Source organism: Novosphingobium sp. HNCC26DJ243 (genome assembly GCF_057180545.1).
The window spans coordinates 31,532-54,695 of sequence record NZ_JBXUGN010000005.1; the positions used below are offsets into that span (position 1 = coordinate 31,532).

Genomic DNA, 23,164 nt, shown 5'->3' on the forward strand with positions numbered 1-23,164 from the left:
AACAGGACCTAGCGGGCGCTGGCGACGCGGTCCATCCATGCTTCTACCGGTCCGGTGGCGGCAAGGAAGGCGCGGATCGAGGCATCGGCGGGAGGATTTCCGGGCAAACCGTCCTCGCTGGACAGGATCAGCGTGGCGGTGGTGGGGCTGCGCAGGAACAGGCGGTCGAGAATATTGCGCAGTTTCAGCTGGCTATTGCTGCCAGACAGCAGGCTGCCCGAGCGATACCAGGTCTCGGCGAGGCGATGCACCGGCCCTGCGGTCTGGATGCGGTCGGCGTGGCCGCCACCAAGCGCAGGAGGTGACGCTTCCCACGCCCAGCCACCATCGAGGGGAAGTGCGCCCTGCCCGAAGCCACCCGCCTCGCGGCCATCGCCCTGCGCCGCGTAAAGCGCAAAGGATACGTCGACGATGTGTCCTGCGGGGTCCTGATAGCGTCCGAGCAACACGTGATCCGCACCGGTATGTAGCGGTTGCCACGGGGCAAGCGGTGCGTAATCGACCTGATGCCAGCCTGCGACTTGCGGCAGATGCAACTGGGCAGGTACAGCCGCTTCGAGGCGACTTGCCCAGAGGCCCCAGCCGGTAAAGGTGAGCGCGAGCGCCGCCATGATCGCGAGCCCGCGCGGCTGCGACAGGCCACGCCCAGTCAGACGGCCAAGCAGCGGATTGGCGGTGACGGCCTCGACGTCGACCATGCGATCATCGATGGCGCGATCGAAGAAGCGCCAGGCGATGGCCATGACCAGCGCCATGACCAGCGCGAAGAATATCCAGCCATAGAAGATGTGATCGAAGCCCGAGGCAAACTCGATGCCGCGGTGTTCGGCGATGAAGATTGTTCCCCAGGCGCGCACACCGTTGGCTAGGATCGGCAGGATCGCGCTCAGGGCCATGAACGCAATGCGGCGCGGCCAGGCGCGGAAGCAGACATTGGCGACCAGCGCGCCATAGGCGATCATCGCGATGAGAAATTTCACGCCAGAACAGGCCTCGGCGACCTCGAAATAGCCGCCCGGCGTTGTGATGAACACGCCTTCGATATGCGCGGGGACGTTGGTTGCATCGAGCAGCACCATCGTGATTTGCGCGGTAATGGTCTGGAGCGCGGGGATCAGCTCGTCGCCGGCCGGAACGAGGAACAGCATGTAGGCAAGCGGAAACAACATGGCGACGGACACGCGCAGGCCCAGAAGCGTCAGTACGCTCGCCTGAGCCATGAGCACGACGCCCAATTGCGAGGCGATGGAGAGACCCGCGAAACTGCCCAGCAGCCAGATGAAACCCGCTCCACCGAACAGCACCAGTCCCGGCCACCACCCTTGCGGCTCGAGTCGCCCGACCTCGCGCCAGCGCAACGAAAGCAGCCAGCCGAGGATGAACGGGATGAGAAGCACATGGTTGTAGGTCGAGCTGTCCCACCACTGCATCGCCATGGCACGCCAGTCAGCGGAAAAGAGCGCGATGTTGCCGACCCACGCGAGGCAGAGCAGCGCCAGCGGGCGTCGCCACGTCACCGGGATCGCCTGCCACGCGCGCGCCAGAGGCGCCTCGCCCGCCGTATCACGCAGCGACACGGGCACCTCCGCCGTCATCGGAAAATCCCAGCAGACCGGCAAGCGGGGAAAGTACATGGTCCCAGCCACAATGATCTATCACGAAAGCGCGCGCGGCCTGACCGATATTGGCCGCGCGGACCGGATCGTGCAGCAGGCCAAGCGCCTGACGCGCGAGGGCATCCGCCCCCTCGGCGACGAGCAGTTCATATCCGTCGCGCGCCGGTATGCCGGTAGCGGCCTGCGGCGTGGCGACGACCGGCCTTGCCATGGCCATGGCTTCGAGCACCTTGTTCTGGACACCGCGCGCGATCGTCAGCGGCGCGACAACCAGATCGGCCCCGACGATCCACGGACGCACGTCGAGCACGGCCCCGGTCACGCGAGTGCCGTTCACGCCATCGAGCGCGCGGACTGGCCCCGAAGGTGCGCGCCCGACCACGTTGAAACGCGCCTCGGGAAAAATGCCGCGTATTGCGGGCATGACCTCACGGGCGAACATTTCCACGGCGGCGACATTGGGCGGATAGTCCATCTGGCCAGTGAAGCTGATCTGCGGCCCCTCGCCCGCCATTTCGGGCGCGGGCAGCGTGCCTGCGGGATCGAAGAATTCGGTGTCGATGCCGTTGCCAAGTGCTTCGACATCAGCCCGATCGGCCACTCCCATGCGCAAGCGCAACAATGCTGCCTCTTCCGGGGTGACGAGCAGGCTGGTGGTTGCTCGAAGGGCTGTCCGGCTTTCGAAGCGGCTGAGCAGCCGGGCCTCGCGCCGGTAAAGCATATCGGCTGGAAAGCCCGCCGCCTCGGCATAGGCTTCGAACTTGGCCGAATCGACATCGACGAAATCCATGACCGTGCGCCCGGCAAAGGACGCCGGGACATATTGCGCCATCTGACCGGAAAAGACGTAGATCGCAGAGATCGGTCGCTGTGCCAGAACCTGCGCGACATAGGCGTGGATGGCCTTGTCTGCGAAAGCCGTGAGGCTGACAGGCTTGCCCATTGCCAGCGCCTGTAGCCCCGCAACGGGCAAAGGCCTGGACCGTCGGACTAGGCAGTGACTTTGCGCAACGGCGGCGAGTTCGGGTTCGTAGGCGAGATCCGCCTCATCGTCGGCAAAGCAGGCGACGTGAACTGGCGCCAAGGCGGCAATGTGCCGCAGGATGTGGCACGAGCGGATCTTGTCGCCACGATCGGGCGGAAACGGAATCCGGTGCGCGATGAACAGGACTTCGCTCATGCCAGACCGCGTGCGATCAGCGGCCCCAAGCGGTTGGCAATTCCGAGCGGCAATTTCTGCCACACCGCGATCTTGGCCTGATAGCGCGGGCTGAGCGGATTGACGTCACGCGGGGGCACACCATCTGCTGTCCAGCTGGCATAGGACAAGGGCTGCGGCTCGAAGCCCCAGTTGCGCTTGAAATGATAAGCGCCGGTATCGGTTTTCGAACGCCCGAAGTCGAAACGATCGCAGCCGCGTCCGCGCGCATGGTTCATCAGCGCATAATACATCACGTCGTTGGCGCGCATCGCACGCGCCGCGAACACTCCGCCGCCCCAATAAGGCATGACCGCACCGCGATGGTAGAGGCTCAGCACCGAGGCAAGCGGCTTGCCATCATGCGAAACCGTGAGGATGTCGGCATCGTCGCCGAATGAATCCATCACCGCATCGAACAGCGCCTTGGGGAAAACCGGCGTGCCGAGATTGCGCACGGATTCAGCATAGACGGCGTAGTGTGTGGCGCGCGCCTTTGCGTCTGTGCCGATGGAGATTTCCATGGCGTGGCCAAGGCCCCGGCGCACTTCGGCGCGCTGCTTGCGCGGTATCGCAAGTAGTTGCGCCTCCTCATCGGTGGCGAGCGGAGTGACGAAGCCTGCGTGGCTGTCAGTCTTCACGTGCCAGCCCTCGACCAATGTCAGCGGACCGCCGCGCAATTCAAGGCTGGGGCACTGCAAGCGTACGGCGAGTTCCTGCGCGGCAGCAAACAGCGCCGGGTCAGCCTCGCCCAACACGCCACCGCCGACGGCAAAGCCGGTGGAGACCAAGGCTCGTCCGAACAGCGGGCTGTGGGCTTCGTGCAGTGGCAGCACCGCGCGGATCGCGCCGTCCTGCTCCGAAAGCAGAACATGCGCGCGATGGCCGGTCGAGCGTTCCACAGCGTCAAGCCATTCGAGACGGTGGAAGGCGGTCGTCTCGGGATGCTCTGCCAGGAACCGGGCGATGGCTCCCCGGTCTCCCGGATCGGCCAGGCGGACAGCGATCCGCGAAGGCACAAAGGGTGCGTTCATGCTGCTATCTTCGCAGGGGTGTGCGCAGCCTCGATTGCCGCAACCTCGTCCATGCGGCCCCAGCGGAATTCATGGACCAGCCGCGACAGCTTTGCCGCCATGACATCAAGGTTGGTGTAGTGCCGCAGGCGGGATTTTAGCGGAGCGCTGGCGGGACGCGGCTGTTCGGGGTCGATTTCCCAAGGGTGAAAATAGAACACCGCAGGGCGGCCATCGCGCAGATTGACCTGCCGGATCGCCCAGCGCGACACCGAATAGGGCAGCAGCCGGAAGAATCCGCCACCGCCCGCAGCCATGCGTCGTCCGGCGACTTCGGCGGTGGTTACCGGAATTTCGATAAAGTCGGCACCATCGACCGGGCGAAATGCAAATCGCGGGGCCTCGCGCCAGCCGTAATGGTCGTGGACGATCGGTGCGACCGAGGAAGAATAGACGTAGCCGTGTTCGGCCAAAACCTCGTGCGCCCAGGGCGTGCGGGCGTCGATCGAGAAGCTAGGTGCGCGGTATCCAGTCACGTGCTGGCCAGTCGTGTCCTCAAGCACCTTGCGTGCGCGTGAAATGTCCTCGGCAAAGGCTTCGCGGCCCAAAGCGAAAACGCGGGCGTGGTCCCAGCCGTGGCTGGCAATCTCATGCCCGGCATCGGCGATGCGCCGCATCATTGCCGGGTAGCGCTGCGCCACCCAGCCGAGCGTGAAGAACGTGCCTTTCACGCCTGCGGCATCGAAAAGATCGAGGATCTGCGCGCAGTTGCGCTCGACGCGGCAATCGAGCCCGTCCCAATCCTTGCGGTCGATCACCGTTTCGAACGCGCCGACCTGGAACCAGTCCTCGACGTCGACGGAAAGTCCGTTGAGGACGGACGGCGCGGTCATCGTACTACAGTCCCCGTGTTGCTCCGCGTCAGGCAGCGGCGCGGTGGAAGTCTTCGGCTTCGATCCATTCGATCAGCATGGTGAGCGTGTGGCGGATCGCCTGCTCTTGCTCGACAGTGCGCGTCTCGAGCGCTGCTATCCGGCGCTGGGCCTCTTCCAGCGCGGCGATGACTTCTTCATCACCATCGCGCGCTTCGAGCGCCGCAATGCGGCGATTGGCCTGCGCAAGTTGCTCCAGGATTGCTGGATCAGCGACCAGTTCTGCGGCGGCAGGGCGCATGTCGGCCAGTTCGATGATCGCCTGCTGCAGCTCGGCAATCTGTTCGTCGCGCTCGGCCAAGGCTGCGCGCCATGCGCTGTCGTCGAAAACGGGCGCAGCAGCTGCCGGATTGGCCTGTGCAAATTCGGCGACGGGTGCCTGCGCGGCAGGAACGGGCGTCACGACCTGTTGCGGAGCGCTGACCGCACCATCACCAGCAAGATCGGCAAGCACGGCCTGAAGCATCGCGGCATCGATATGCGGACGCTGCTCGACCGCACCCATCAGGAGCAGGCGATTGACGATCTGGTTGACCCGGCGCGGCACGCCGCCGCTGGCCTTGGCAAGATCGGCATAGACCCGCTGGTCGAAAGCAGGATTGCCCTGCCAGCCGACGCAAGCGAGGCGATGTTCGATGTAGGCCCCGACTTCGCCGGGTTCCATTGCATCGAGATGATGCGAGGCAATCACGCGCTGGCGCAACTGCTCAAGTTCGCTCGAGGTCTGCAGAAGCGTGCGGAATTCCGGCTGACCGAGCAGCAGGATCTGCAGCAACGGATGCGCGCCAAGCTGGAAGTTCGAGAGCATGCGCAGCTCTTCGAGCGCTTCGACCGAAAGGTTCTGCGATTCGTCGACGACGAGCAGGCAGCGCCGGCCTTCACGTGCCTCACGGTGGAGGAACGCTTCGATCTGCGCGAGCGCGGATGCCTTGTCGTGGCCTGCGACTTCAAGCCCGAAGGCGCGCGCGGCAACGTGGATCAGTTCCTCGCCATCAAGCGACGAGGTCACGATCTGGGCCGCCGTCAGGCGCTGGCGGTCGACCGAGGCCATCAGGTGCGCAGCCAGCGTCGACTTGCCCGCGCCCACTTCGCCGGTGATGACGATGAAGCCCTCGCCCTGTGCCAGCCCATAACCGAGATAGGACAGCGCCTTGCGGTGCGTTCCGCTCTCGAAATAGAAGCGCGGATCGGGCGTCAGCTGGAACGGGCGGCCGGTCAGGCCATAGAATTCATCATACATCGAGGCCGTCTCCGGGCATCAGAAGGAATAGCGCAGGCCGACAAGGCCTGATGCGATTACTTCATCTTCAATCACTTTACGGTTAACAGCATCCAAACCGACGGCCGCGGTCGCTACGAGGCGATCGGTGAGATTGCGGAAATAGGACGCGTTGGCACCAACCGTGGTCACGTCGCCAAGGCTCGAGGCTCCGCTCTGGAACCATGCGGCATAAGCCGAAACGCCGAAGCTGGAACGGCGGTCGATCGGACCGCTGAGGCCGGCGTCGACATAGAAGCTCTCGTCCACCTGGCCGTTTGCAGCGCCCAGAACCGAATCCCTGCGCGCGATATACTTGCGGCGCATGTACCCGACACCGATCCCGGCCTGCATGCGGCCGATGCGGTGCGAATAGGTGGCGTTGACGCCGCGCGCGCGGAACACCGACGAGGAAACCGAGGACAGCGCGTTGTTGACGCAGCCCCCGCTCTGGGTGCCGATGGCGCAACCGCTGATCTGGCCGTTGAACGGATCGCGGTTGACCTGGAAGTCGGTCGGCAAGTCCTGCACCGCGCGGGTCACCTGCCCGCCGAAGCCCGAGACATTGTCGAAGGCCGAAACGGTGAGCGAACTGCGGTCGTTGGGATTGTACGAGAAGCTGCCGTAGTAGGTCATGCTGTCGTAACGACGACCGACGAACGCGGACAGGGCCGTGCGGCGGCTCGGTCGCCACATGACGCCTGCATCCCAGGTGAGACCATCGGTCTCGTAGGCAAGCTGGCGCGGCTTCGACTTGTCGGTAACGTACCGGCCATCGTTGCCGATGACTGGATCGCCGTTGGCAAGGCGGACCGCATCGCGCGAGGAAACCTCTACGTCTTCGTAACCGACCGCGCCGATTACGGCGAGATCCATGGTCAGGGGATAGGTCACCTGTACCCCGGCGCGCATGTCGCGCACGCGCTGGTCCAGGTTCGAGATGTCTTCCTGGTAGAACGCCCCGGTCGCGGTGATGCCGACAGGCAGGACCGTGCCGGGCGCGATGCCGGCAGAAACCTGTGCCGACTGCGAGAACGAATCGTCGAATATGTCTGTGCGCGCCTGACCCGGTGCGAGTTGCAGCGCGTCCTTCTGTTCGACCCGCGTGTAACCCAGCGCGTAGGATCCCTTCAACGCCACATCTCCGGCGTGAGTCGAGAGCGAAGGCCCGGCGTAGAGCGAATAGACCTGACTTACCGCATCGCCATTGGCGAGCGGATTGAGCGTAGATGCACCACTGGCCTCGGTGCGGGTGCGTGCGGCCAGGCCGCCAGCCTCGATCGAGAGCGTGCGCGGCACGAGATCATGCTTCACCCGGGCAAGACCCGAGAGGGTATCGCCATTGGCGACACGGTCGTTGCCCTGCCCGAAGCGGCGCTCGTACCGCACCGAGACCGCGCCTTGCGTGCGCCGTCCGTTGAGCGCGACGTCCACGCCGGCCGCGATCGTGCTGTAGGTCAGCACCTCGTCGCCGGGCGAAAGTTCGTAAAGAATGCTCTGCGTCGCTTCGATGTAGGGACGGATCGTGGTGCGCGCACCGCCACCGGCACCGCGCAGCGTGTGGCCGCCGCGCGCTTCCGACTTTTCAGACGATGACGCGGCATCGCCGTCGACCGGCTCGTAGGGCATGGTCTGCGCGTGCAGCGGCTGCACGCCGAACACAGCGAGCGCGGCGCCCGCGGCCAGCATGTGGCGGGCCAGGATCACAGGACGGGTCATTCCTTGTATCCGTAGTAAGTGCCGAAGCGGCGGCCCGTCGTGGAAAAGCGGGTGCCGTTGAGCAGGAGCTTGATGTCGTCACATGCGCCCAGCAGTTGCACCGCATCGCGCAACGCGGCCTCGCCGGTCACATCGGCGCGGACGATCATGACGGTCTGTCCGACATGTTTGGCGAGCACGGATGCAGGCGATGCGGCGAGCGCGGGCGGCGAGTCGAAAATGACGATGCGGTTGGGCGCATGGCTGGTCAGGCGCGCGAAAACTTCGTCCGTGCGCGTCGAGGCGAGATATTCGGTGTCCGATCCCGTCGCATTGCCGGCAGGCAGAACGAAAAGCCCGGCAATGTCTGTGCCGATTATGCAGTCCTCGACGGCGATCGTCGGGTCGGCCAGCGCGTCCATCAGTCCGGGTCCGCCAGGCAGGCCGAGGGTCGAGAGGACCGAGGGCTTGGCGAAATCGGCGTCGACCAGCAGGACTTCATTGTCCTTTTCGGCGGCGATCGAGAGCGCGAGGTTAACCGAACAGAAGGTCTTGCCCTCGCCCGGATGGGCCGAGCAGATCAGGATGCGCTCACCATGGGGCGCGCCCTTGCCTTCGCGCGAATCGGCGGCTGTCCGCAGAAGCTGGCGCTTCACGATGCGAAATTCCTCGAGCAGGCCGGTAACGGCGCTCTCGGGCTCGATCAGGCATTGTTCGCGCAGGTGAGCGCGATCGATCACGTGATAGGTGCCGCGGAATGGCTGCGGATCGGCCTGCGGCAAGGTGGTTTCGAACTGCGTGGCGACCTTGGGCTGCGGCACCAACGCAGGTGCGGGCGCTGCTTTGGGCACCACGGGTTCGGGCGCAGGCGGAAGGTCCGCAATCGGCGGGCGCGTCAGCGTGCGGAAATCGAAGCTGCCCGAGGCGCGCTCGATCAGCGAGGGACCCGAAGGCGGGACGGGGATCTTGCTCTGGTCGGTCATCGGCCCATACCCCTCATGCCACCATGCCGCGCTTCAGCATCTCGATGCCGAGCAGGACAAACAGGACGACGAACAACCCGGCAAAACCGCCGGCAAACCACTTGATGCGTTTGGCCCGCTGGGCGCGCGCGGCGCGGGTCAGCGCCTCGGACACCGAGCCAAGCACGGGCAGGCCGGTGGCGCGCTCAAGCTGGCCGGTGGTGGAATAGGCCGATTTGAGCTGGCCGAGCGCAAAGGCACCGCCGCAGCCCGCACCGATGCCGACGACGAGCACGAGCATCAGCAGCAGCGGACGGTCGGGCGCGGCAGGGCCGGTCGGCATCGTCGGCGGATCGATCACTTCGAACTTGACGGCGTCGCGCTCGGTTTCGACCTGGCCGCGCAGGCGCAGCGCCTCGCGATCGCGCAGCAGCTTGTCGTACTGTTCCTTGAGCACGTCGTAATCGCGATTGATCCGCGATGCTTCGGCCGCGATCGCGGGCTCGCCGTACTGCTGTGCTGAAAGACGCGCGACTTCGCCCTGGAGCGAGGCCTTGCGCGATTGCAGCGCGACGACGCTGGCCTCACGATCGGCCTTGATCGAGATGAGCGAACTGTAGGCCGGATTCGGCGCGCCGCCACCCGGGCCTTCGGCATGGGCCGAGCGCTGGAGATTGGCGATCTGCGCCTTGGCGGCGATCACGTCGGGATGGCTGTCGGTCAGGCCGCGCGCGCGCATCGAACCAAGATCGGATTGCGCCTGGGCGAGCGCACCCTTGGCACCACCCTGAACACCGGGGATGGCAATGGTCTGCGGCGTGCCCGAAAGCTGGCCGTTGATCGAGGCCAGCGCGCTCTGGGCCGCTAGCAGGTTCGATTCGATATCGCGCATCTCGCCGCGCGCCGCCTCGAGCTTGGTCGAGAGCGAGCCGCTGCCGGGGATCATGTCGGCGTTCTTGCCCTCGAACTCGGTCCGCTTGAGTTCGGCTGCTTCGAGCGCCTGTTTCCGCTGAGAAAGCTGCTGGTCCATGAAGGCCAGCGTGTCGGTCATCTCGCCGCGCCCGCCCGCAAGGTTTTCCTCGCGGAAGATGTCGATCATCTTCTGGACGATATCCTGCGCAAGCTTGGCGTTCTCGGCATCGTTGAAGCCGCCGCCACCGGCCGTGCCGGTGATTTCGAACAGGTTGTCCTGCTGGCTGACGACGGTCACGCGCTTGCCGAGGCCGGCGACGGCCCCCTGCATCTGCTTGTCACTGGTGACCTTGTCGCCCAGCCGCGTGGCGCGGATGACCTTCTCGAGATTGACCGAGCTGGTCAGCGTCTGGCGCACGCGTTCGATGTCGCGCTTGCGATCGCCACCGATGCCGATCTGGTCGGCCAGAACGTCGTCGATCTGCACGAAGATGCGCGCCTTGGACTCATAACTGTTGGGCACGGTCGCGACGACCAGCCAGCCGAGCATGCACACCGCCCAGGCAATGCCGAGCGCTACCCAGCGGCGAAGCCAGATGCCGTGGAGCGCGATGCGCACTTCCTCGTAGATGTTGGTCATGGCCGCCCTGTCCCCCGCCCGCCGCTCAGAACGTGCTCTCGGGGATGATGATCACGTCACCGGGCATCAGCAGCACGTTGGCCTTGGTATCGCCCTTGCGCAGCAGATCGCCGATGCGCACGGCATATTCCTTCTGGTTGCCCGACTGCTTGTCGAAGCGGACCAGCCGCGCCTTGTTGCCTGCGGCATACTCGGACAGCCCGCCCACCGCGATCATCGCATCGAGCAGGGTCATGTTGGCGCGGAAGGGAATCGAGGCGGGCTTTTCGGTCGCCCCCACGATACGGACCTGCTGGCTGAAGGTGCCCGCAAACTTGTTGACGATGACCGAGACGATCGGCTCCTGGATGTATTGCGACAGCTGGAGCTTGATGTCTTCCGACAGCATCGAGGGTGTCTTGCCCACTGCCGGCATGTCGGTGATCAGAGGTGTGGTGATGCGCCCGTCCGGACGGACCTGCACCGATGCGCCGAGTTCCGGATTGCGCCAGACGAAGATGGTCAGCTCGTCGAGCGGTCCGATCACGTATTCCTCGCCCGGGCCTTCCTGAAGCGCCACGAATGAGGCCGGCGGTAGCTGCTGCCCTCCGCCCACGCCGCCGCATCCCGAGAGGGCAAGGCTCAGCATGGCCGTGCCTGCAAGCATACGGGTAACGCGCGAATTCAACGGCATGGCCTGTCCTTGTCTGCTGCGGGACCTGGGCCGCGCACCGATAAGACGGGCGTGGGACACAGAACCGCAATTCATCACCGGCTATCGCCAAAAAGGGTGAAGATTGCGTTAGCCTTGATTGGCAGGGGCGCGGCCACAAGCAGCCATTTGCCGCTGTCCCGATACGGGACTGCCGTTACGTCACAGGTTAACGCACCTGCGGCATCACTTTGTTACAAAAGAATTTCCGCCGCAGGTCCCTGTCCCAGGAACATTGCCGGACTGGCACTGGCACCATAGGCACCGGCACAGAAGATTGCCACCAGATCGCCGGTATCGGCGCGAGGGAAGCCCCCCTTGTCGGCCAGCCGATCAAGCGGCGTGCACAGGCAACCGACGATGCTCACCTCTTCCTCAATCGCCGCGCCAAAGCGGGTGGCGATGGCGCTGGGATAGTTGCGCCTGACAACCGTGCCGAAATTCCCGCTGGCGGCCAACTGGTGATGCAGGCCCCCGTCGGTGACGAGATATATCTCGCCATGGCTTTCCTTGCGATCCACGATCGTGGCGAGATAAACGCCCGCTTCCCCAACGAAATAGCGACCAAGCTCGATGCAGAAGGCGGTGTCTGTCAGGACGTCGGGCAGATTGTCGAAGCGTTCGCCGAGGGCTGCCCCGATCTTGCCGATGTCCGCCGGTTCATCGCCCGGAAAGTACGGTATGCCGATGCCGCCGCCAAGATTGCACTTGGGCAGCGGAGCACCGGCCAGCTCCGCAAGGCGGGCGGCGAGTTCCAGCGTCTGGCCCTGCGTTTCGATGATCGCATCGGCAGACAGCGCCTGGCTTCCGGCAAAGATGTGGAAGCCGCACCACTCGGCACCTTCTGCGATCAGCAGCCGTGCAAGTGCAGGCACGCGCTCGGCATCGATCCCGAAAGGCTTGGCACCGCCCCCCATCTTCATGCCCGATCCCTTGAGATCGAAATCGGGATTCACCCGGATCGCAAGGCGCGGCGCAATGCCCAGACGCGCTGAAATCCGCAGCGCCCGCGCGGCTTCGCTTTCCGATTCGAGATTGAGCGTGACGCCTGCCGTGATGGCCGCCTCAAGTTCAACATCGCGCTTGCCGGGCCCGGCAAAGCTTACGCGCGAGGGCTCGATGCCGCCTGCGCGGACCAGTTCCAGTTCCCCGCCCGAAGCTATGTCGAACCCGTCGACCAGCCCCGCCATGTGCTGCAAGACCGGCCCGAAAGGGTTGGCCTTTACCGCATAATGCAGCGCAAGGCGGCTGGGCATCGCTGCACGCAAGGTCGCAACACGCTGGGTCAACAAGTCGCGCGAATAAACGAACAGCGGTGTTCTGCCGACTTGCGCGACAATATCGGACGCCTTGTGTCCGGCAATGGCAAGTTCGCCGTCGATCGCGGCGTAACCGGGAGGGATTGGGCCGAGCGGTTTCATGCCCCCTGTTCCTTGGCCAGTTCGAGCCCAAGCGCAACCCGGTCGAGCTTGCCATTGGGGCTGACCGGCATTTCTTCGCGCCAGTGGACGTGGCGCGGCACCATGAAGTTGGGCAAGGCCCTGGTCAGCGCCGGGATCAGGTCGTTGCGAGACGCCCCGGCATTTTCACGAGCCACGAGGTGAATCGCCTGCCCCAGTTGCGGGTCAGGCAGGCCAAGCGCGACGGCCTCGGCCACGATGCCCGTTGCCACGGCGGCCTCCTCGACCTCCTGCGGGCTGACGCGGTTGCCGCTGGTCTTAATCATCGCATCGCGCCGTCCTACGAAGTGCAGGAGGCCATCGCCATCACGCCGCACCCGGTCGCCCGACCAGACGGCCATGCCGCCGAGCTTTGAAAACGACGGCGCGGGCTTGAATCGTTCGGCAGTGCGCTCGGCGTCATGCCAGTAGCCTTGCGCGACCAGCGGACCGGTATGGACCAGTTCGCCTTCCTCATTCTGCGCGGCTTCGTTGCCGCTGTCATTGACGACGAGAATCTCGGCAAAAGGAATTGCCTTGCCGATCGATGTCGGATTTTCGTCCACCAATGACGGGTCAAGGTAGGTCGAACGGAAGGCCTCGGTCAGGCCGTACATCGGATAGATGCGGGCCTGCGGGAACCTGGTTCGCAACGCGCGCACCAGCGAGGGCGTAAGTGCTCCGCCGCTGTTGGTCAGGCGCATGAGCGACGCGGCGGCATCCTCGGGCCAATCCAGTTCGGCCAGTTGCAGCCATAGCGGCGGCACGGCGGCGATTGTCGTCACGCCGTGGCGCGCCACGGCCTTTACCACGTCGCGCGGCGTCAGGTAGTCGAGCGGCACGACCGATCCGCCTGCATGCCAGGTGGAGAGGAGCTGGTTCTGGCCATAGTCGAAAGCGAGAGGCAGCACCGCGAGAACCCGGTCCTGCGGGGCAATCGCAAGGTAATGCGCAACGCTGACCGCACCGAGCCAGAGGTTCGCCTGGCTGAGCATGACGCCCTTGGGTCGGCCGGTCGAGCCACTGGTGTAGAGGATAGCGGCGAGACTGTCGGACGCGGCGTCGGAGGGCGGTAGGACTTTGCCCAAGGCCCCGGCCTCTGACCAGGCGGCAGCTTCCTCAATGATCGGGCAAGCGGCATCACCCGGCTCGAGCGTTTCGAGCCGTGCCTTGTTCGAGATGAGCAGTGACGCCCCGCTGTCAGCCAGGATATGGGAAACCTGCGCGCGCTTGAGCAAAGGATTGACCGGCACATGGACCAGACCTGCCCGGACCGCAGCCAAGGGCATGAGGCAGGCAAGCTCGGTCTTGGGCAGCCACGTCGCGATGCGCGCCCCCGGCGTGCCCACCTTTGACCGCAGCCATCCCGCCAGCAGGCCTACACGCGCATTTAACGAGTTGTAGCTATGGGTCACGTGCCTGAGCACAAGCGCAGGCGCATCACCTGCCCCGCGCAGGACAAGATGATCGAGCGGATAAACGGTTGGATCGGGATCGGCGGGCACGCTGCGGGGTCTCGGCAAGGGATTTGCGATTTGGACGTCTATCACGCCAGTCTTAATGAAGCGCAAGCGGACCCGCGCCTTGTTGCACTGGCATGCGGATCGCCCTTCGAGCGGCTTGACTGGCTGGACCTTCTGGCAGCCGAATGCCTCGATCCCGCAAAGGCTAAAGTCAGCGTCGCCGCAGACGGCGAGCGCATCGCGGCGCTGCCGTGGTTTGACGCTGATGGCCAGGTGCAGCCGCTTGCCAACTGGTACAACTTTTTCGTCGCACCTGTGGGCGAGCGGAGCCTGCTTCCGGCCATTGCTACAGCGATCCCGCATGGACGCGCGCACTTCGCGCCGATGCGCGAGGATGATGCGGTCGCTCTGGGCTCCGCCCTGCGCAAGGCAGGGTGGTTCGTCCTGTCCGAGCCTTGCGATGCCAACCACGTTCTGGACGTTCGCGGTCGCAGCCATGCCGAGTACTGGTCAACCCGTCCCGGCGCGCTTCGCGAGACGGTAAGGCGCAAGGGTCGGAAAGGCGAAGTCGCGCTGCGGATCGCCACAGCGTTCTGCGATGCCGACTGGGAAGCCTACGAGACCGTGTACAAACTGAGCTGGAAACCGGGCGAAGGCAGCCCGGAATTCCTGCGCAAATGGGCCACAGCCGATGGCGCGCAAGGTCGCTTGCGGCTAGGCATTGCCGAGATTGAGGGCCAGCCGGTCGCCGCGCAATTCTGGACGGTCGAAAACGGAACGGCGTTCATCCACAAGTTGGCGCATGACGAACGTTTCCGCAAACAGTCGCCCGGAACACTGCTCACTGCCGCAATGTTCGAACACGTCATCGACCAGGATCGCGTCGATCTGGTCGACTTCGGGACTGGCGACGATCCCTACAAGCGCGACTGGATGGACACGGTCCGCTCCCGCTGGCGCATACGCGCCTGGCGCCCATCAGCAGTCCGTCACTGGCCCTCGCTGGCACGCGCACTGGCGCGCCAGATGCTCCAACCCCTTGTTTCCGCAAACCGCGATGGTTAAGGGCGCAGTTGCACCCGTCCTTCTTCGATCTTTCAGGGCAGAAATGAACGACACCGACAGCACCCTGCGCACGATCCTTTCGGACGTGCTTGGCCTTTCGGCAGACCGTGTGGCGTCGTTCGATGCGTCCACTGGCCTGTTCGGTGACCTGCCCGAACTGGATTCGATGGCAGTGGCCGGTCTGCTCACCGAAATCGAGGACCGTCTCGATATCGTGATCGAGGACGACGACGTCGATGGCGAACTTCTCGAATCCTATGGCAACCTGCTGACGTTCCTCGAGGCCAAGGTCTCGCAGAGAACCCTGGGGTGATCGCAGGCTGGCCCTGCCCCGGCCCTTCGGGTCAGAGCGAGGAATATGCGCTGGCCTTCGACCGTGTCCGCACGCACCGGTTGCTGATCGTTCCTGCGCTCTTCGACGAAGCAAACCGCCTGCGCCGGATGCTCGTCGATACGATGCGATTGCTGGATCAAGCCGGGATCGACAGTTTCCTGCCCGACCTTCCCGGCTGCAACGAAAGCACACAAGAGTTCGCCGCGCAGAGCGTCCATGGCTGGCGCGTTGCCATGCAGCACGCCTCAAATCATTTCCGCGCGACCGATGTTCTTGCCGTCCGCGGCGGCGCGCTGGTCTTTCCGAACGCACTACCGGGTTGGGTCCTCGAACCTGCCAAAGGTCCCGCCATTCTGCGCCAGTTGCTGCGCGCGCGAACGATCGCAGCGCGCGAAGCGGGCCGCCACGAGGACAGCGCAAGCCTGCTCGAGATCGGGCGGACCGAGGGACTTGAACTGGCTGGCTACCGCTGTGGCGCTTCGCTGATCGCCGGGTTGCAGGATGCCCTGCCGCAGATCGAAGGCCAGCGCCTGATCGCACAGGCCGAGCTGGGCGGCGGCGGCCTGTGGCTGCGGGCCGAGCCCGCTGTTGCACCCGAGCAATCGGCCGCGCTTGCTCGACTGATCGTCGCGGATCTCGGCGCATGAGCCGCCGCCACCTCACCTTTGCCTGCGAAGGCGAGACGCTGGTCGGGACGCTCGACATCGGCGAAGCCAGCGGGTCGGCAGGTCTTCTGCTGATTTCCGGCGGCAACGAATTGCGCAGTGGCGCCTGGGGCGGTCAGGCACAAATGGCAGCGCGCCTCGCTGAAGCCGGCTTCCCGGTGTTCCGCTATGACCGGCGCGGGGTGGGCGACAGCGCGGGCGACAATTTGACGTTCCGGCATTCAGGACCGGATATCGAGGCTGCGCTTGCAGCCTTCCGGTCGGCGGCTCCGCACGTGACGCGAGTGGTCGCATTCGGCAACTGTGATGCGGCAGCGGCGCTGATGCTGTTTGCCCAAGCGTTGCGGATCGATGGCCTCGCCTTGGCCAACCCTTGGACGATCGATGGCGAAGCAGCGCCCGAGGCGATGCCCGCTGCCGCGATCAGGAGCCGTTATCTGGCCAAGTTGACCAATCCGCGCGAGTTGTGGCGGCTGGTCACGGGCGGCGTAAATCTTGCCAAGCTGGCCAAGGGTTTGCGTGATGCGGCCTCTGCCCCCTCGCCCGAACCCGCAGGATTGGTGACCGAGATGCAGGCCGGTCTTGCCGCATTCTCGGGCGACGTTGCCATTCTGCTCGCAAACGGAGACAGGACCGCGCAGATGTTTGAGGCCGCATGGGGAAAGACCGATTCCCGCATCGCGCGCCTCGCCAGCAACTCGCACAGCTTTTCGGACGACGCGGCGCGCGAATGGCTGTTCGCGCGCCTTCTGGAACTGCTCAGGCCCGGATTGCTCAGGCAGGAACCGCCTGGGTCGCCTTGAAATCAAGCTCGGCAAGGAAGCGCTCTGAATCGAGCGCGGCCATGCAGCCGGTTCCCGCTGCCGTTACGGCCTGTCGATAGGTGTGGTCCATGACGTCGCCGCAGGCAAAGACGCCGGGAATCGCCGTCTTGGGGGTGCCGGGTTCGACCACGATGTAGCCGCTATCGTCGAGTTCGAGCTTGCCCTTGAACAGTTCCGTAGCCGGCGCGTGACCGATGGCGACAAACGCGCCGTCGGTTTCGACGATCGATTCCGCGCCGGTCACCGTGTCGATGACCTTGACCCCTGTCAGCCCCTTGCCAACCTCGCCGACAAAGCTTTCGACTTTCTGATTCCACAGAACCTTGACGTTGGGATGCGCGAACAAGCGGTCCTGCAGGATGCGCTCGGCGCGAAGCGAATCGCGGCGGTGAATCAAGGTCACATCGGGTGAATGATTCGTGAGATAGAGCGCTTCTTCGACCGCGGTGTTGCCGCCGCCGATCACCACGACCTTCTTGCCGCGATAGAAGAACCCGTCGCAGGTGGCACAGGCTGACACGCCCTTGCCCGAAAATTCCTGTTCGCCTGGAACGCCGAGCCACTTGGCTTGCGCGCCGGTGGCAATCACGAGCACATCGCCTTCATAAACGTCGCCGCTGTCACCGATGGCGCGGAAGGGCGAGCCCTCAAGGCTTACCTCGAGGATCGTGTCCCACATCATGCGGGTGCCGACGTGCTCGGCCTGGGCCTGCATTTCCTGCATGAGCCACGGACCTTGAATCACATCGCGGAAGCCAGGGTAGTTCTCGACGTCGGTAGTGATCGTCAGCTGTCCGCCCGGCTGGAGGCCCTGCACGACAATCGGCTCCATCCCTGCGCGCGCGCCGTAAATTGCGGCGGACAGACCGGCGGGGCCGGAACCGATAATGAGCATGCGGGTCTTGTGCGTCGTCGCCATGGGAACTCCTCCAGAGGCCCAGCGAGATAAGGCTCGTGCCGCGCAAAAGCGAGTCCGGCTGGGCCGGTTTTTCCGCAGGTTCGAACAGAATATCTTGTCGGGGATTCAGCTGACGACGAGGCGCTGCTCGATTTGCGCGATCGTCTGGACGCAGACACCGAGACGTTCGCGGGCATAGGCCTCAATTGAACCATGCTTCGCTTCGATCGTCTGGAATGCCCGGTCAAGAAACTGCTCCTCGACGCTCATCAGCACGCGCAGCGCCTCATCGCTCATCTCGATGCCGAAGCCTTCGCGGACGTGTCGCGCCCCGGCGGCAATGCGCGCTTCGGCGTTTCCGGCGGTGTTGGTCAGCAGATAGTCACTGAAGATGTCATCGCGGTGCACCCCCAGCAGCGAATGGAGCAGAGCGGCAGCCAGTCCGGTACGGTCCTTTCCGGCCAGGCAATGTAGCAGGCTTGGCGCATCGCGCTCGGCCAATGCCTTCATGAAGAGCCGGAAAGTGCCGACAAGTACAGGGCGGAACGGCAGCGATTCATAAAGCCTCAGCATCGCAAGGCGGGCATCGTCCGGGGTGCGGACTTCACTTGCGCCCTCTTCATGGACTGCACGACCGAAAGTTCCGGCAGTTTCGCCCGGATGGAACAGGACCTCGCCGGTAAATTCCGGGTGCCGCGCGCAGACATTCTGGGCCCGTTCACTGTCGCCGCGCAAATCGATCACCGTTGCGATGCCCAGGGCATGCACCGTGGCAAGATCATCGGGCGAGGCATCCATGTGCTGGCCCGAACGCCAGAGCTTTCCACGCTTAAGGCGTCCGGCGCGCGCCTGATAATTCCCGTAATCGCGGAAGTTATGGATACCGGACATGGTGATTACGCGTCCGTCGGTATGGTCGTTCTGCATTCCGGTCCTCCGGCCTTATCGCTTGCAGCCTTGGGACGCTGCAGGCAAGCCGTCAGGACAACGGAGGGTTCAAGGGTTCCAGCGCACGCGCGACCACGACCGCCGCAGGCGTTGGCTTGGGGACGAGCGTTCCGCCAAGCCCGCGAACGGCCTCGTCCATGCGATCCAGATCGCCGGTATGAAGGACATAGGGAACGCCTAGCGCGGCCAGGGTTCGCGCAACCTGCTCGCATGTCTGGCCCTTGCCGAGCGAGACGTCGAGAATGGCAGCGGAAATCGCGTTGTTCTCGACAATGTTCAGCGCCTCGACAAGATCGAGCGCCGTCAGCGGCTTGCAACCGGCGTCTTCCACCGCGAATTCCAGATCCAGAAGGATCAGAGGTTCGTCATCCAGCACCAGAATGCGACACGGTTCGGTTGAGGAGGGATGCATCCCGGTCATTCTGCCATCTGCCGCAAAGGTATCTTGAGGCTCGCACGCAGGCCACCGCCGTGCCAATCGCGAACGATTCCGCCACGGGCCATTTCCAGCATGCGCTCGATAATCCCGCCTCCAGCGCCGAGCAGCGACTGACGGGGCTTCCCGCCCTGTTCGATCCAGTCGATGCGGATCTCCGGATTATCTGGCGTGCCATTCTTGTGCCAGCCAACCACGACACGGCCGCGATCGCTGCCGAGCGCGCCATATTTGATCGCATCTACCGCAAGTTCATGCAGCGAAAGGCCAAGGATCGAAACGGAGGCGAAGTCTGACCGCAGGCCATTGCCTTCAAAGGCGATACGCGTGCCATCGGGGTCATAGGGCGCGAGCACCGCACGAATCGCCTGCCCCACCTCGACCGTGCCGCGATGAGAATCGTCCAGCGTGGTTTCATAGGCGCGGCCCAGTGCCTGGATGCGATCGTTGATCTCGCGCGCCTCTGGTTCGATGCCGCGCATGCGTCCTGTGAAGTTTACGATGCTGCCGATGACCGCGAACATGTTCTTCATGCGGTGCGAAAGCTCGCGCGCAAGGTCGCGCGCGTGTCGCTCGTCCGCCCGGGCGGTGCGGACATCCGAGACGTCCCACTGGCTGCCGAACAGGTAAACCAGCTTGCCCTCGGCGTCATAGACGGGCCCAAGGTGCAGCGCATTCCAGAAGGCTGTGCCGTCCTTGCGGTAATTGAGCAGTTCGACGACGACGACGTCTTCGTTGGCGATGGCTCGACGTATTTTCTGGATCTGCTTCTTGTCGCTGCCCGGCCCCTGGAGAAACCGGCAGTTACGCCCGATGATTTCGTGCTCTTCATAGCCGGTCAGGTGGCGGAAGGCGCGGTTGGCGAACACGATCGGCAAATCCGTCTCGTGCGGATCGCACAGGCAGATTGCCATGCGGGTCTGCGCCATTGCCTGTTCGAACAGCACGCCGGACGCCCCATCGAATGAGTCCTCGGGATGCTGCTCGCGAAACCGGGCAACGGCGGGATCGAAGGCGGTATGGGCTTGGTCCGTCCGAAGCCGCCCGGATGAATAGTGGTCAGTCGTTCTGTCTTGCATGTCTAGGGCACCTGCCGCCTCCAATGCAGATGCCCCAGCTTGGTTCCTGAAAACGTTAGGTTAATTCGAACTATCGTTGATCGATCGGAATGACTGCCAAAGTCAGCCGCGATATGCACACCAGTTTGCCAAGGGCATCCTCGATCCGGATCGACCACACATGGGTGGTGCGCCCTAGCGCTTCGGGCCGGGCGGTCCCGGTCACCCAGCCCTCGCGAACCGGCCTGACGTGGTTTGCATTGATCTCCATGCCGACGCACAGGAAGCGCGTCGGATCGACCACCATTGCCCCGGCCATCGAACCGATCGTCTCGGCCAAGGCGACCGAAGCCCCGCCATGGAGACGTCCGAAGGGCTGATGCGTGCGGTGATCTACCGGCATGCGCGCGCTGACCCAGTCCGGGCCGCAATCAAGGAACTCGATGCCCAAGTGCGCCGCCATCGTCGACGCCCCTACTCGCGTGAGGCGCGCTATCGACGGCATCTCGCCATTCCACCAGATCATGCAAAGCCTGTCGCAAGGAAGCGCTCGGCACAGCCGGCCAGCACGGCGGTGCCAAGCGGAAGGACGCTCTCGTCGACCATCATGCGCGTCGAATGGATCGAGCAACACGAGCGCCAGTCCACGCCTTCGTGCGCGACGCCAAGGAAGAACATCGCGCCCGGGACTTTCTCGAGGACATAGGAGAAATCCTCGGCCCCCATGATCGGATGGTCGAGGTGATGAAAGGCTTCGTCGCCGACCAATTCACCAACGACGCTTTCGCCCAGCGCGACCGCGCGAGCATCGCAGACCGTAACCGGAAATCCCGGCGTGATCCGCACATCTGCCTTCATGCCGTGCGCTGCGGCGACATGCGTGACCAGCTGGGTCAGTACTTCGTGCATACGCGCGCGGTTGGCCTGGGACAGCGTTCTGATGGTGCCCCGCATGGTCACGCGATCGGCTATCACGTTGTGTGCGGTGCCAGCTTCGATCTTCGCCACGGTTGCCACGACAGGATCAGACACCGGGAACTTGCGCGTCACCACGGCCTGCAGTGCGGTCACGATCTCACAGGCGACGGGCACCGGATCGAGCGCGTCGTGCGGCATGGATGCGTGGCCGCCGCGTCCTTCGACCACGATGTCGAACTGGTCGGCCGAAGCGAGCAGCGCGCCCGTGCGCCCCGCCACCAGCCCATGCGGACTGTTTGGCATGATATGAAGTGCGAATGCAGCGTCAGGCAGCGGATCGATCAGACCGTCTTCGAGCATGAAGCGCGCGCCGTGAAAGCCCTCTTCTCCCGGCTGAAACATGAACTGCACTTCGCCCGCCAGACTGTCGGCCCGCGCGCACAAAACCTCTGCCGCACCGGCCAGCATCGCCGTGTGCGTATCGTGGCCGCAGGCGTGCATCGTGCCCGGAATGGTCGAGGCGAACGGCAGGCCGGTTTCCTCGGTCATCGGCAAGGCATCCATGTCACCGCGAAGAAGCACACGGCGGCCCTCGCCTGCCCTGCCCTTCAGCGTAGCCACCAGTCCCGTGGTCGATGGCCCTTCTCGCCATTCCAGCGGCAGATGGGCAAGCGCCAGGCGAACCTTGTCGCGCGTCTTCGGGGTTTGCAGCCCGAGTTCCGGCTCGGCATGAATTGCGCGGCGCAGTGCGATGATCGCATCGGAAAATCCGCGCGCCTGTTCGAGCAGTTGATGATGAAGCATCGGAGCCTCTCGAGAGATGGGATTGCGAAAGGCTGGCACGTTGCGGCTGGCCTGTCGACCCTGCACCTTTGCCCTTGCACAAGTCCGGCCGCAGCGTTAATCGATCGATTAAAGAAAAGTCGGAGAGTTCGTTATGCCCGAAGCCTACATCATCGACGCGGTCCGCACACCCCGCGGGGTTGGCAAGCCCGGCAAGGGTGCGCTTTCGCATCTGCATCCGCAGACCCTCGCGGCAACGGTCCTGAAGGCGCTGAAGGACCGCAACAATCTCGATACGTCGACGGTGGATGACATCATTTGGTCGACATCGTCGCAGGTCGGCAAGCAGGGCGGCGACCTCGGACGCATGGCGGCCCTTGCCGCAGGCTACGATATCACGGCCAGCGGAACCACGCTTGACCGCTTCTGTGGCGGCGGCATTACATCGGTCAATCTTGCCTGTGCTTCGGTCATGTCAGGCATGGAAGATTGCGTGATCGCCGGCGGCACCGAGATGATGAGCTTTACCATCGCCCATGGCGCCAAGCAGGCGAACGCCGGGATCAAGCCGATGGGCATGGGATCGGGCAACGTGGCGCTTGACGCGCTCCATCCGCAATCGCATCAGGGCGTATGCGGCGATGCGATTGCCAGCATCGAAGGCATCAGCCGCGAGGCGCTCGACGCTCTGGCTCTGGTAAGCCAGCAGCGCGCCGACATTGCCATCAAGGAGGGCCGCTTCGCAAAGTCGGTCGTGCCGGTGTATAACGACAACGGCACGGTTGCGCTTGACCGCGAGGAATTCCCGCGTCCGGAAACCACCGCCGAGGGGCTGGCCGCGCTGAAGCCCAGTTTTGCGGCCCTCGCCGATTACGATCTTGGCGGCACGACGTTCCGCAAGCAGATCAACCGCCGCTACCCCGACGTCGAGATCCAGCATTTTCACCACGCCGGAAACTCCTCGGGCGTGGTCGACGGTGCGGCGGCGCTGCTGATCGTGTCCCCGGACTACGCGCAGGCGCATGGTCTCAAGCCGCGTGCGCGCATCGTGGCCTACGCCAACCAGGGCGATGATCCGACGCTGATGCTCAATGCCCCGGTACCGGCGGCGAAAAAGGCCCTGGCCAAGGCAGGCCTGACCAAGGACGACATCGACGTTTGGGAAATCAACGAAGCCTTTGCCGTCGTCGCCGAGAAGTTCATCCGCGATCTCGGACTTGATCGCGAAAAGGTGAACATCAACGGTGGAGCCATGGCGCTCGGCCACCCGATCGGCGCCACCGGATCGATCCTGATCGGTACTGCTCTCGATGAACTTGAAAGGTCCGGCGGGCGCTACGGCCTTGTCACGATGTGTGCGGCAGGCGGAATGGCGCCTGCAATCATTATCGAACGGATCTGAACACACAACGC

At 64.3% G+C, this 23,164-nt stretch carries 22 protein-coding genes; 5 read left to right on the plus strand and 17 right to left on the minus strand.

Going from position 1 to position 23,164, the window contains the following annotated elements; translation table 11 throughout:
• Positions 1-8 precede the first annotated feature (8 nt).
• The 11 genes from xrtA to AC2A04_RS14375 form a co-directional block, all read right to left on the minus strand.
• Positions 9-1,577, minus strand: coding sequence for an exosortase A (gene xrtA / locus AC2A04_RS14325; protein WP_484213036.1), 1,569 nt, complete (start codon positions 1,575-1,577; stop codon positions 9-11).
• Positions 1,564-2,796 (minus strand): TIGR03087 family PEP-CTERM/XrtA system glycosyltransferase, encoded by a 1,233-nt coding sequence (locus AC2A04_RS14330; protein ID WP_484213037.1) that lies wholly within the window; start codon positions 2,794-2,796, stop codon positions 1,564-1,566. Before AC2A04_RS14330 ends, xrtA begins: the two co-directional genes overlap by 14 nt.
• The gene (locus AC2A04_RS14335; protein ID WP_484213038.1) at positions 2,793-3,848 is read right to left on the minus strand and encodes a FemAB family XrtA/PEP-CTERM system-associated protein; all 1,056 of its coding nucleotides are present in this window, start codon (positions 3,846-3,848) and stop codon (positions 2,793-2,795) included. Before AC2A04_RS14335 ends, AC2A04_RS14330 begins: the two co-directional genes overlap by 4 nt.
• Positions 3,845-4,720 carry an XrtA system polysaccharide deacetylase gene (locus tag AC2A04_RS14340; RefSeq protein ID WP_484213039.1) on the minus strand — a complete coding sequence of 292 codons (876 nt, stop codon included), beginning with the start codon at positions 4,718-4,720 and terminating at the stop codon, positions 3,845-3,847. The genes AC2A04_RS14335 and AC2A04_RS14340 overlap by 4 nt, the downstream gene beginning before the upstream one ends.
• Positions 4,721-4,748: 28 nt before the next feature.
• Positions 4,749-5,999: an XrtA/PEP-CTERM system-associated ATPase gene (locus tag AC2A04_RS14345; protein ID WP_484213040.1), complete on the minus strand. Its 1,251-nt coding sequence runs from the start codon at positions 5,997-5,999 to the stop codon at positions 4,749-4,751.
• Between the two features lie 18 nt (positions 6,000-6,017).
• Positions 6,018-7,736: a preprotein translocase subunit YajC gene (locus AC2A04_RS14350; protein WP_484213041.1), complete on the minus strand. Its 1,719-nt coding sequence runs from the start codon at positions 7,734-7,736 to the stop codon at positions 6,018-6,020.
• Complete coding sequence (locus AC2A04_RS14355) at positions 7,733-8,698, minus strand: P-loop NTPase family protein (RefSeq protein WP_484213042.1); 966 nt, start codon at positions 8,696-8,698, stop codon at positions 7,733-7,735. The genes AC2A04_RS14350 and AC2A04_RS14355 overlap by 4 nt, the downstream gene beginning before the upstream one ends.
• A 13-nt stretch (positions 8,699-8,711) precedes the next feature.
• The gene (locus AC2A04_RS14360) at positions 8,712-10,229 is read right to left on the minus strand and encodes an XrtA system polysaccharide chain length determinant (protein WP_484213043.1); all 1,518 of its coding nucleotides are present in this window, start codon (positions 10,227-10,229) and stop codon (positions 8,712-8,714) included.
• Between the two features lie 25 nt (positions 10,230-10,254).
• The gene (locus AC2A04_RS14365) at positions 10,255-10,902 is read right to left on the minus strand and encodes an XrtA/PEP-CTERM system exopolysaccharide export protein (protein WP_311506832.1); all 648 of its coding nucleotides are present in this window, start codon (positions 10,900-10,902) and stop codon (positions 10,255-10,257) included.
• 212 nt (positions 10,903-11,114) lie between these two features.
• Positions 11,115-12,341 (minus strand): pyridoxal-dependent decarboxylase, exosortase A system-associated, encoded by a 1,227-nt coding sequence (locus AC2A04_RS14370; RefSeq protein WP_484213044.1) that lies wholly within the window; start codon positions 12,339-12,341, stop codon positions 11,115-11,117.
• Positions 12,338-13,864 (minus strand): acyl-CoA ligase (AMP-forming), exosortase A system-associated, encoded by a 1,527-nt coding sequence (locus AC2A04_RS14375; RefSeq protein WP_484213045.1) that lies wholly within the window; start codon positions 13,862-13,864, stop codon positions 12,338-12,340. The genes AC2A04_RS14370 and AC2A04_RS14375 overlap by 4 nt, the downstream gene beginning before the upstream one ends.
• Before the next feature lie 30 nt (positions 13,865-13,894).
• On the opposite strand from AC2A04_RS14375, the gene AC2A04_RS14380 reads away from it, so the two are divergent.
• From AC2A04_RS14380 to AC2A04_RS14395, 4 genes are read left to right on the plus strand one after another with little or no spacing between them, the layout of a single operon-like run.
• A complete protein-coding gene (locus AC2A04_RS14380) occupies positions 13,895-14,887 on the plus strand; it encodes a GNAT family N-acetyltransferase (RefSeq protein WP_484213046.1) in 993 nt (330 codons plus the stop codon).
• 43 nt (positions 14,888-14,930) lie between these two features.
• Positions 14,931-15,200 carry an acyl carrier protein gene (locus tag AC2A04_RS14385; protein ID WP_484213047.1) on the plus strand — a complete coding sequence of 90 codons (270 nt, stop codon included), beginning with the start codon at positions 14,931-14,933 and terminating at the stop codon, positions 15,198-15,200.
• The gene (locus AC2A04_RS14390) at positions 15,197-15,868 is read left to right on the plus strand and encodes an alpha/beta hydrolase family protein (RefSeq protein ID WP_484213048.1); all 672 of its coding nucleotides are present in this window, start codon (positions 15,197-15,199) and stop codon (positions 15,866-15,868) included. The genes AC2A04_RS14385 and AC2A04_RS14390 overlap by 4 nt, the downstream gene beginning before the upstream one ends.
• Entirely contained in the window at positions 15,865-16,689 is an 825-nt protein-coding gene (locus AC2A04_RS14395) for a hydrolase 1, exosortase A system-associated (protein WP_484213049.1), read from the plus strand. Before AC2A04_RS14390 ends, AC2A04_RS14395 begins: the two co-directional genes overlap by 4 nt.
• Here the strand turns inward: AC2A04_RS14395 and trxB are convergent.
• The 6 genes from trxB to AC2A04_RS14425 form a co-directional block, all read right to left on the minus strand.
• Positions 16,661-17,629, minus strand: a complete 969-nt coding sequence (gene trxB / locus AC2A04_RS14400; RefSeq protein ID WP_484213050.1) for a thioredoxin-disulfide reductase — start codon at positions 17,627-17,629, stop codon at positions 16,661-16,663. The genes AC2A04_RS14395 and trxB overlap by 29 nt on opposite strands.
• A 105-nt stretch (positions 17,630-17,734) precedes the next feature.
• Positions 17,735-18,535 (minus strand): tyrosine-protein phosphatase, encoded by an 801-nt coding sequence (locus tag AC2A04_RS14405; protein WP_484213051.1) that lies wholly within the window; start codon positions 18,533-18,535, stop codon positions 17,735-17,737.
• 52 nt (positions 18,536-18,587) lie between these two features.
• Entirely contained in the window at positions 18,588-18,932 is a 345-nt protein-coding gene (locus AC2A04_RS14410; RefSeq protein ID WP_484213052.1) for a response regulator, read from the minus strand.
• A 41-nt stretch (positions 18,933-18,973) separates the two neighbouring features.
• On the minus strand, positions 18,974-20,071 hold the full coding sequence (locus AC2A04_RS14415; protein ID WP_484213053.1) for a PAS domain-containing protein: 1,098 nt from the start codon (positions 20,069-20,071) through the stop codon (positions 18,974-18,976).
• 70 nt (positions 20,072-20,141) lie between these two features.
• Positions 20,142-20,576, minus strand: a complete 435-nt coding sequence (locus tag AC2A04_RS14420) for a hotdog fold thioesterase (protein ID WP_484213054.1) — start codon at positions 20,574-20,576, stop codon at positions 20,142-20,144.
• Positions 20,573-21,772 (minus strand): M20 metallopeptidase family protein, encoded by a 1,200-nt coding sequence (locus AC2A04_RS14425; RefSeq protein WP_484213055.1) that lies wholly within the window; start codon positions 21,770-21,772, stop codon positions 20,573-20,575. Before AC2A04_RS14425 ends, AC2A04_RS14420 begins: the two co-directional genes overlap by 4 nt.
• Before the next feature lie 133 nt (positions 21,773-21,905).
• Between AC2A04_RS14425 and AC2A04_RS14430 the strand changes: the two genes are divergently transcribed.
• Positions 21,906-23,153: an acetyl-CoA C-acetyltransferase gene (locus tag AC2A04_RS14430; RefSeq protein ID WP_484213056.1), complete on the plus strand. Its 1,248-nt coding sequence runs from the start codon at positions 21,906-21,908 to the stop codon at positions 23,151-23,153.
• Positions 23,154-23,164: the final 11 nt, after the last annotated feature.

Coding starts and splice junctions, on each gene's coding strand:
- AC2A04_RS14340 (WP_484213039.1), bottom strand. CDS start 4,720: ATGACCGCGCCGTCCGTCCTCAACGGACTTTCCGTCGACGTCGAGGAC.
- AC2A04_RS14330 (WP_484213037.1), bottom strand. CDS start 2,796: ATGAGCGAAGTCCTGTTCATCGCGCACCGGATTCCGTTTCCGCCCGAT.
- AC2A04_RS14395 (WP_484213049.1), top strand. CDS start 15,865: ATGAGCCGCCGCCACCTCACCTTTGCCTGCGAAGGCGAGACGCTGGTC.
- AC2A04_RS14365 (WP_311506832.1), bottom strand. CDS start 10,902: ATGCCGTTGAATTCGCGCGTTACCCGTATGCTTGCAGGCACGGCCATG.
- AC2A04_RS14360 (WP_484213043.1), bottom strand. CDS start 10,229: ATGACCAACATCTACGAGGAAGTGCGCATCGCGCTCCACGGCATCTGG.
- AC2A04_RS14425 (WP_484213055.1), bottom strand. CDS start 21,772: ATGCTTCATCATCAACTGCTCGAACAGGCGCGCGGATTTTCCGATGCG.
- AC2A04_RS14350 (WP_484213041.1), bottom strand. CDS start 7,736: ATGACCCGTCCTGTGATCCTGGCCCGCCACATGCTGGCCGCGGGCGCC.
- AC2A04_RS14430 (WP_484213056.1), top strand. CDS start 21,906: ATGCCCGAAGCCTACATCATCGACGCGGTCCGCACACCCCGCGGGGTT.
- AC2A04_RS14355 (WP_484213042.1), bottom strand. CDS start 8,698: ATGACCGACCAGAGCAAGATCCCCGTCCCGCCTTCGGGTCCCTCGCTG.
- AC2A04_RS14335 (WP_484213038.1), bottom strand. CDS start 3,848: ATGAACGCACCCTTTGTGCCTTCGCGGATCGCTGTCCGCCTGGCCGAT.
- AC2A04_RS14345 (WP_484213040.1), bottom strand. CDS start 5,999: ATGTATGATGAATTCTATGGCCTGACCGGCCGCCCGTTCCAGCTGACG.
- AC2A04_RS14405 (WP_484213051.1), bottom strand. CDS start 18,535: ATGCAGAACGACCATACCGACGGACGCGTAATCACCATGTCCGGTATC.
- AC2A04_RS14415 (WP_484213053.1), bottom strand. CDS start 20,071: ATGCAAGACAGAACGACTGACCACTATTCATCCGGGCGGCTTCGGACG.
- AC2A04_RS14370 (WP_484213044.1), bottom strand. CDS start 12,341: ATGAAACCGCTCGGCCCAATCCCTCCCGGTTACGCCGCGATCGACGGC.
- AC2A04_RS14385 (WP_484213047.1), top strand. CDS start 14,931: ATGAACGACACCGACAGCACCCTGCGCACGATCCTTTCGGACGTGCTT.
- AC2A04_RS14420 (WP_484213054.1), bottom strand. CDS start 20,576: ATGATCTGGTGGAATGGCGAGATGCCGTCGATAGCGCGCCTCACGCGA.
- trxB (WP_484213050.1), bottom strand. CDS start 17,629: ATGGCGACGACGCACAAGACCCGCATGCTCATTATCGGTTCCGGCCCC.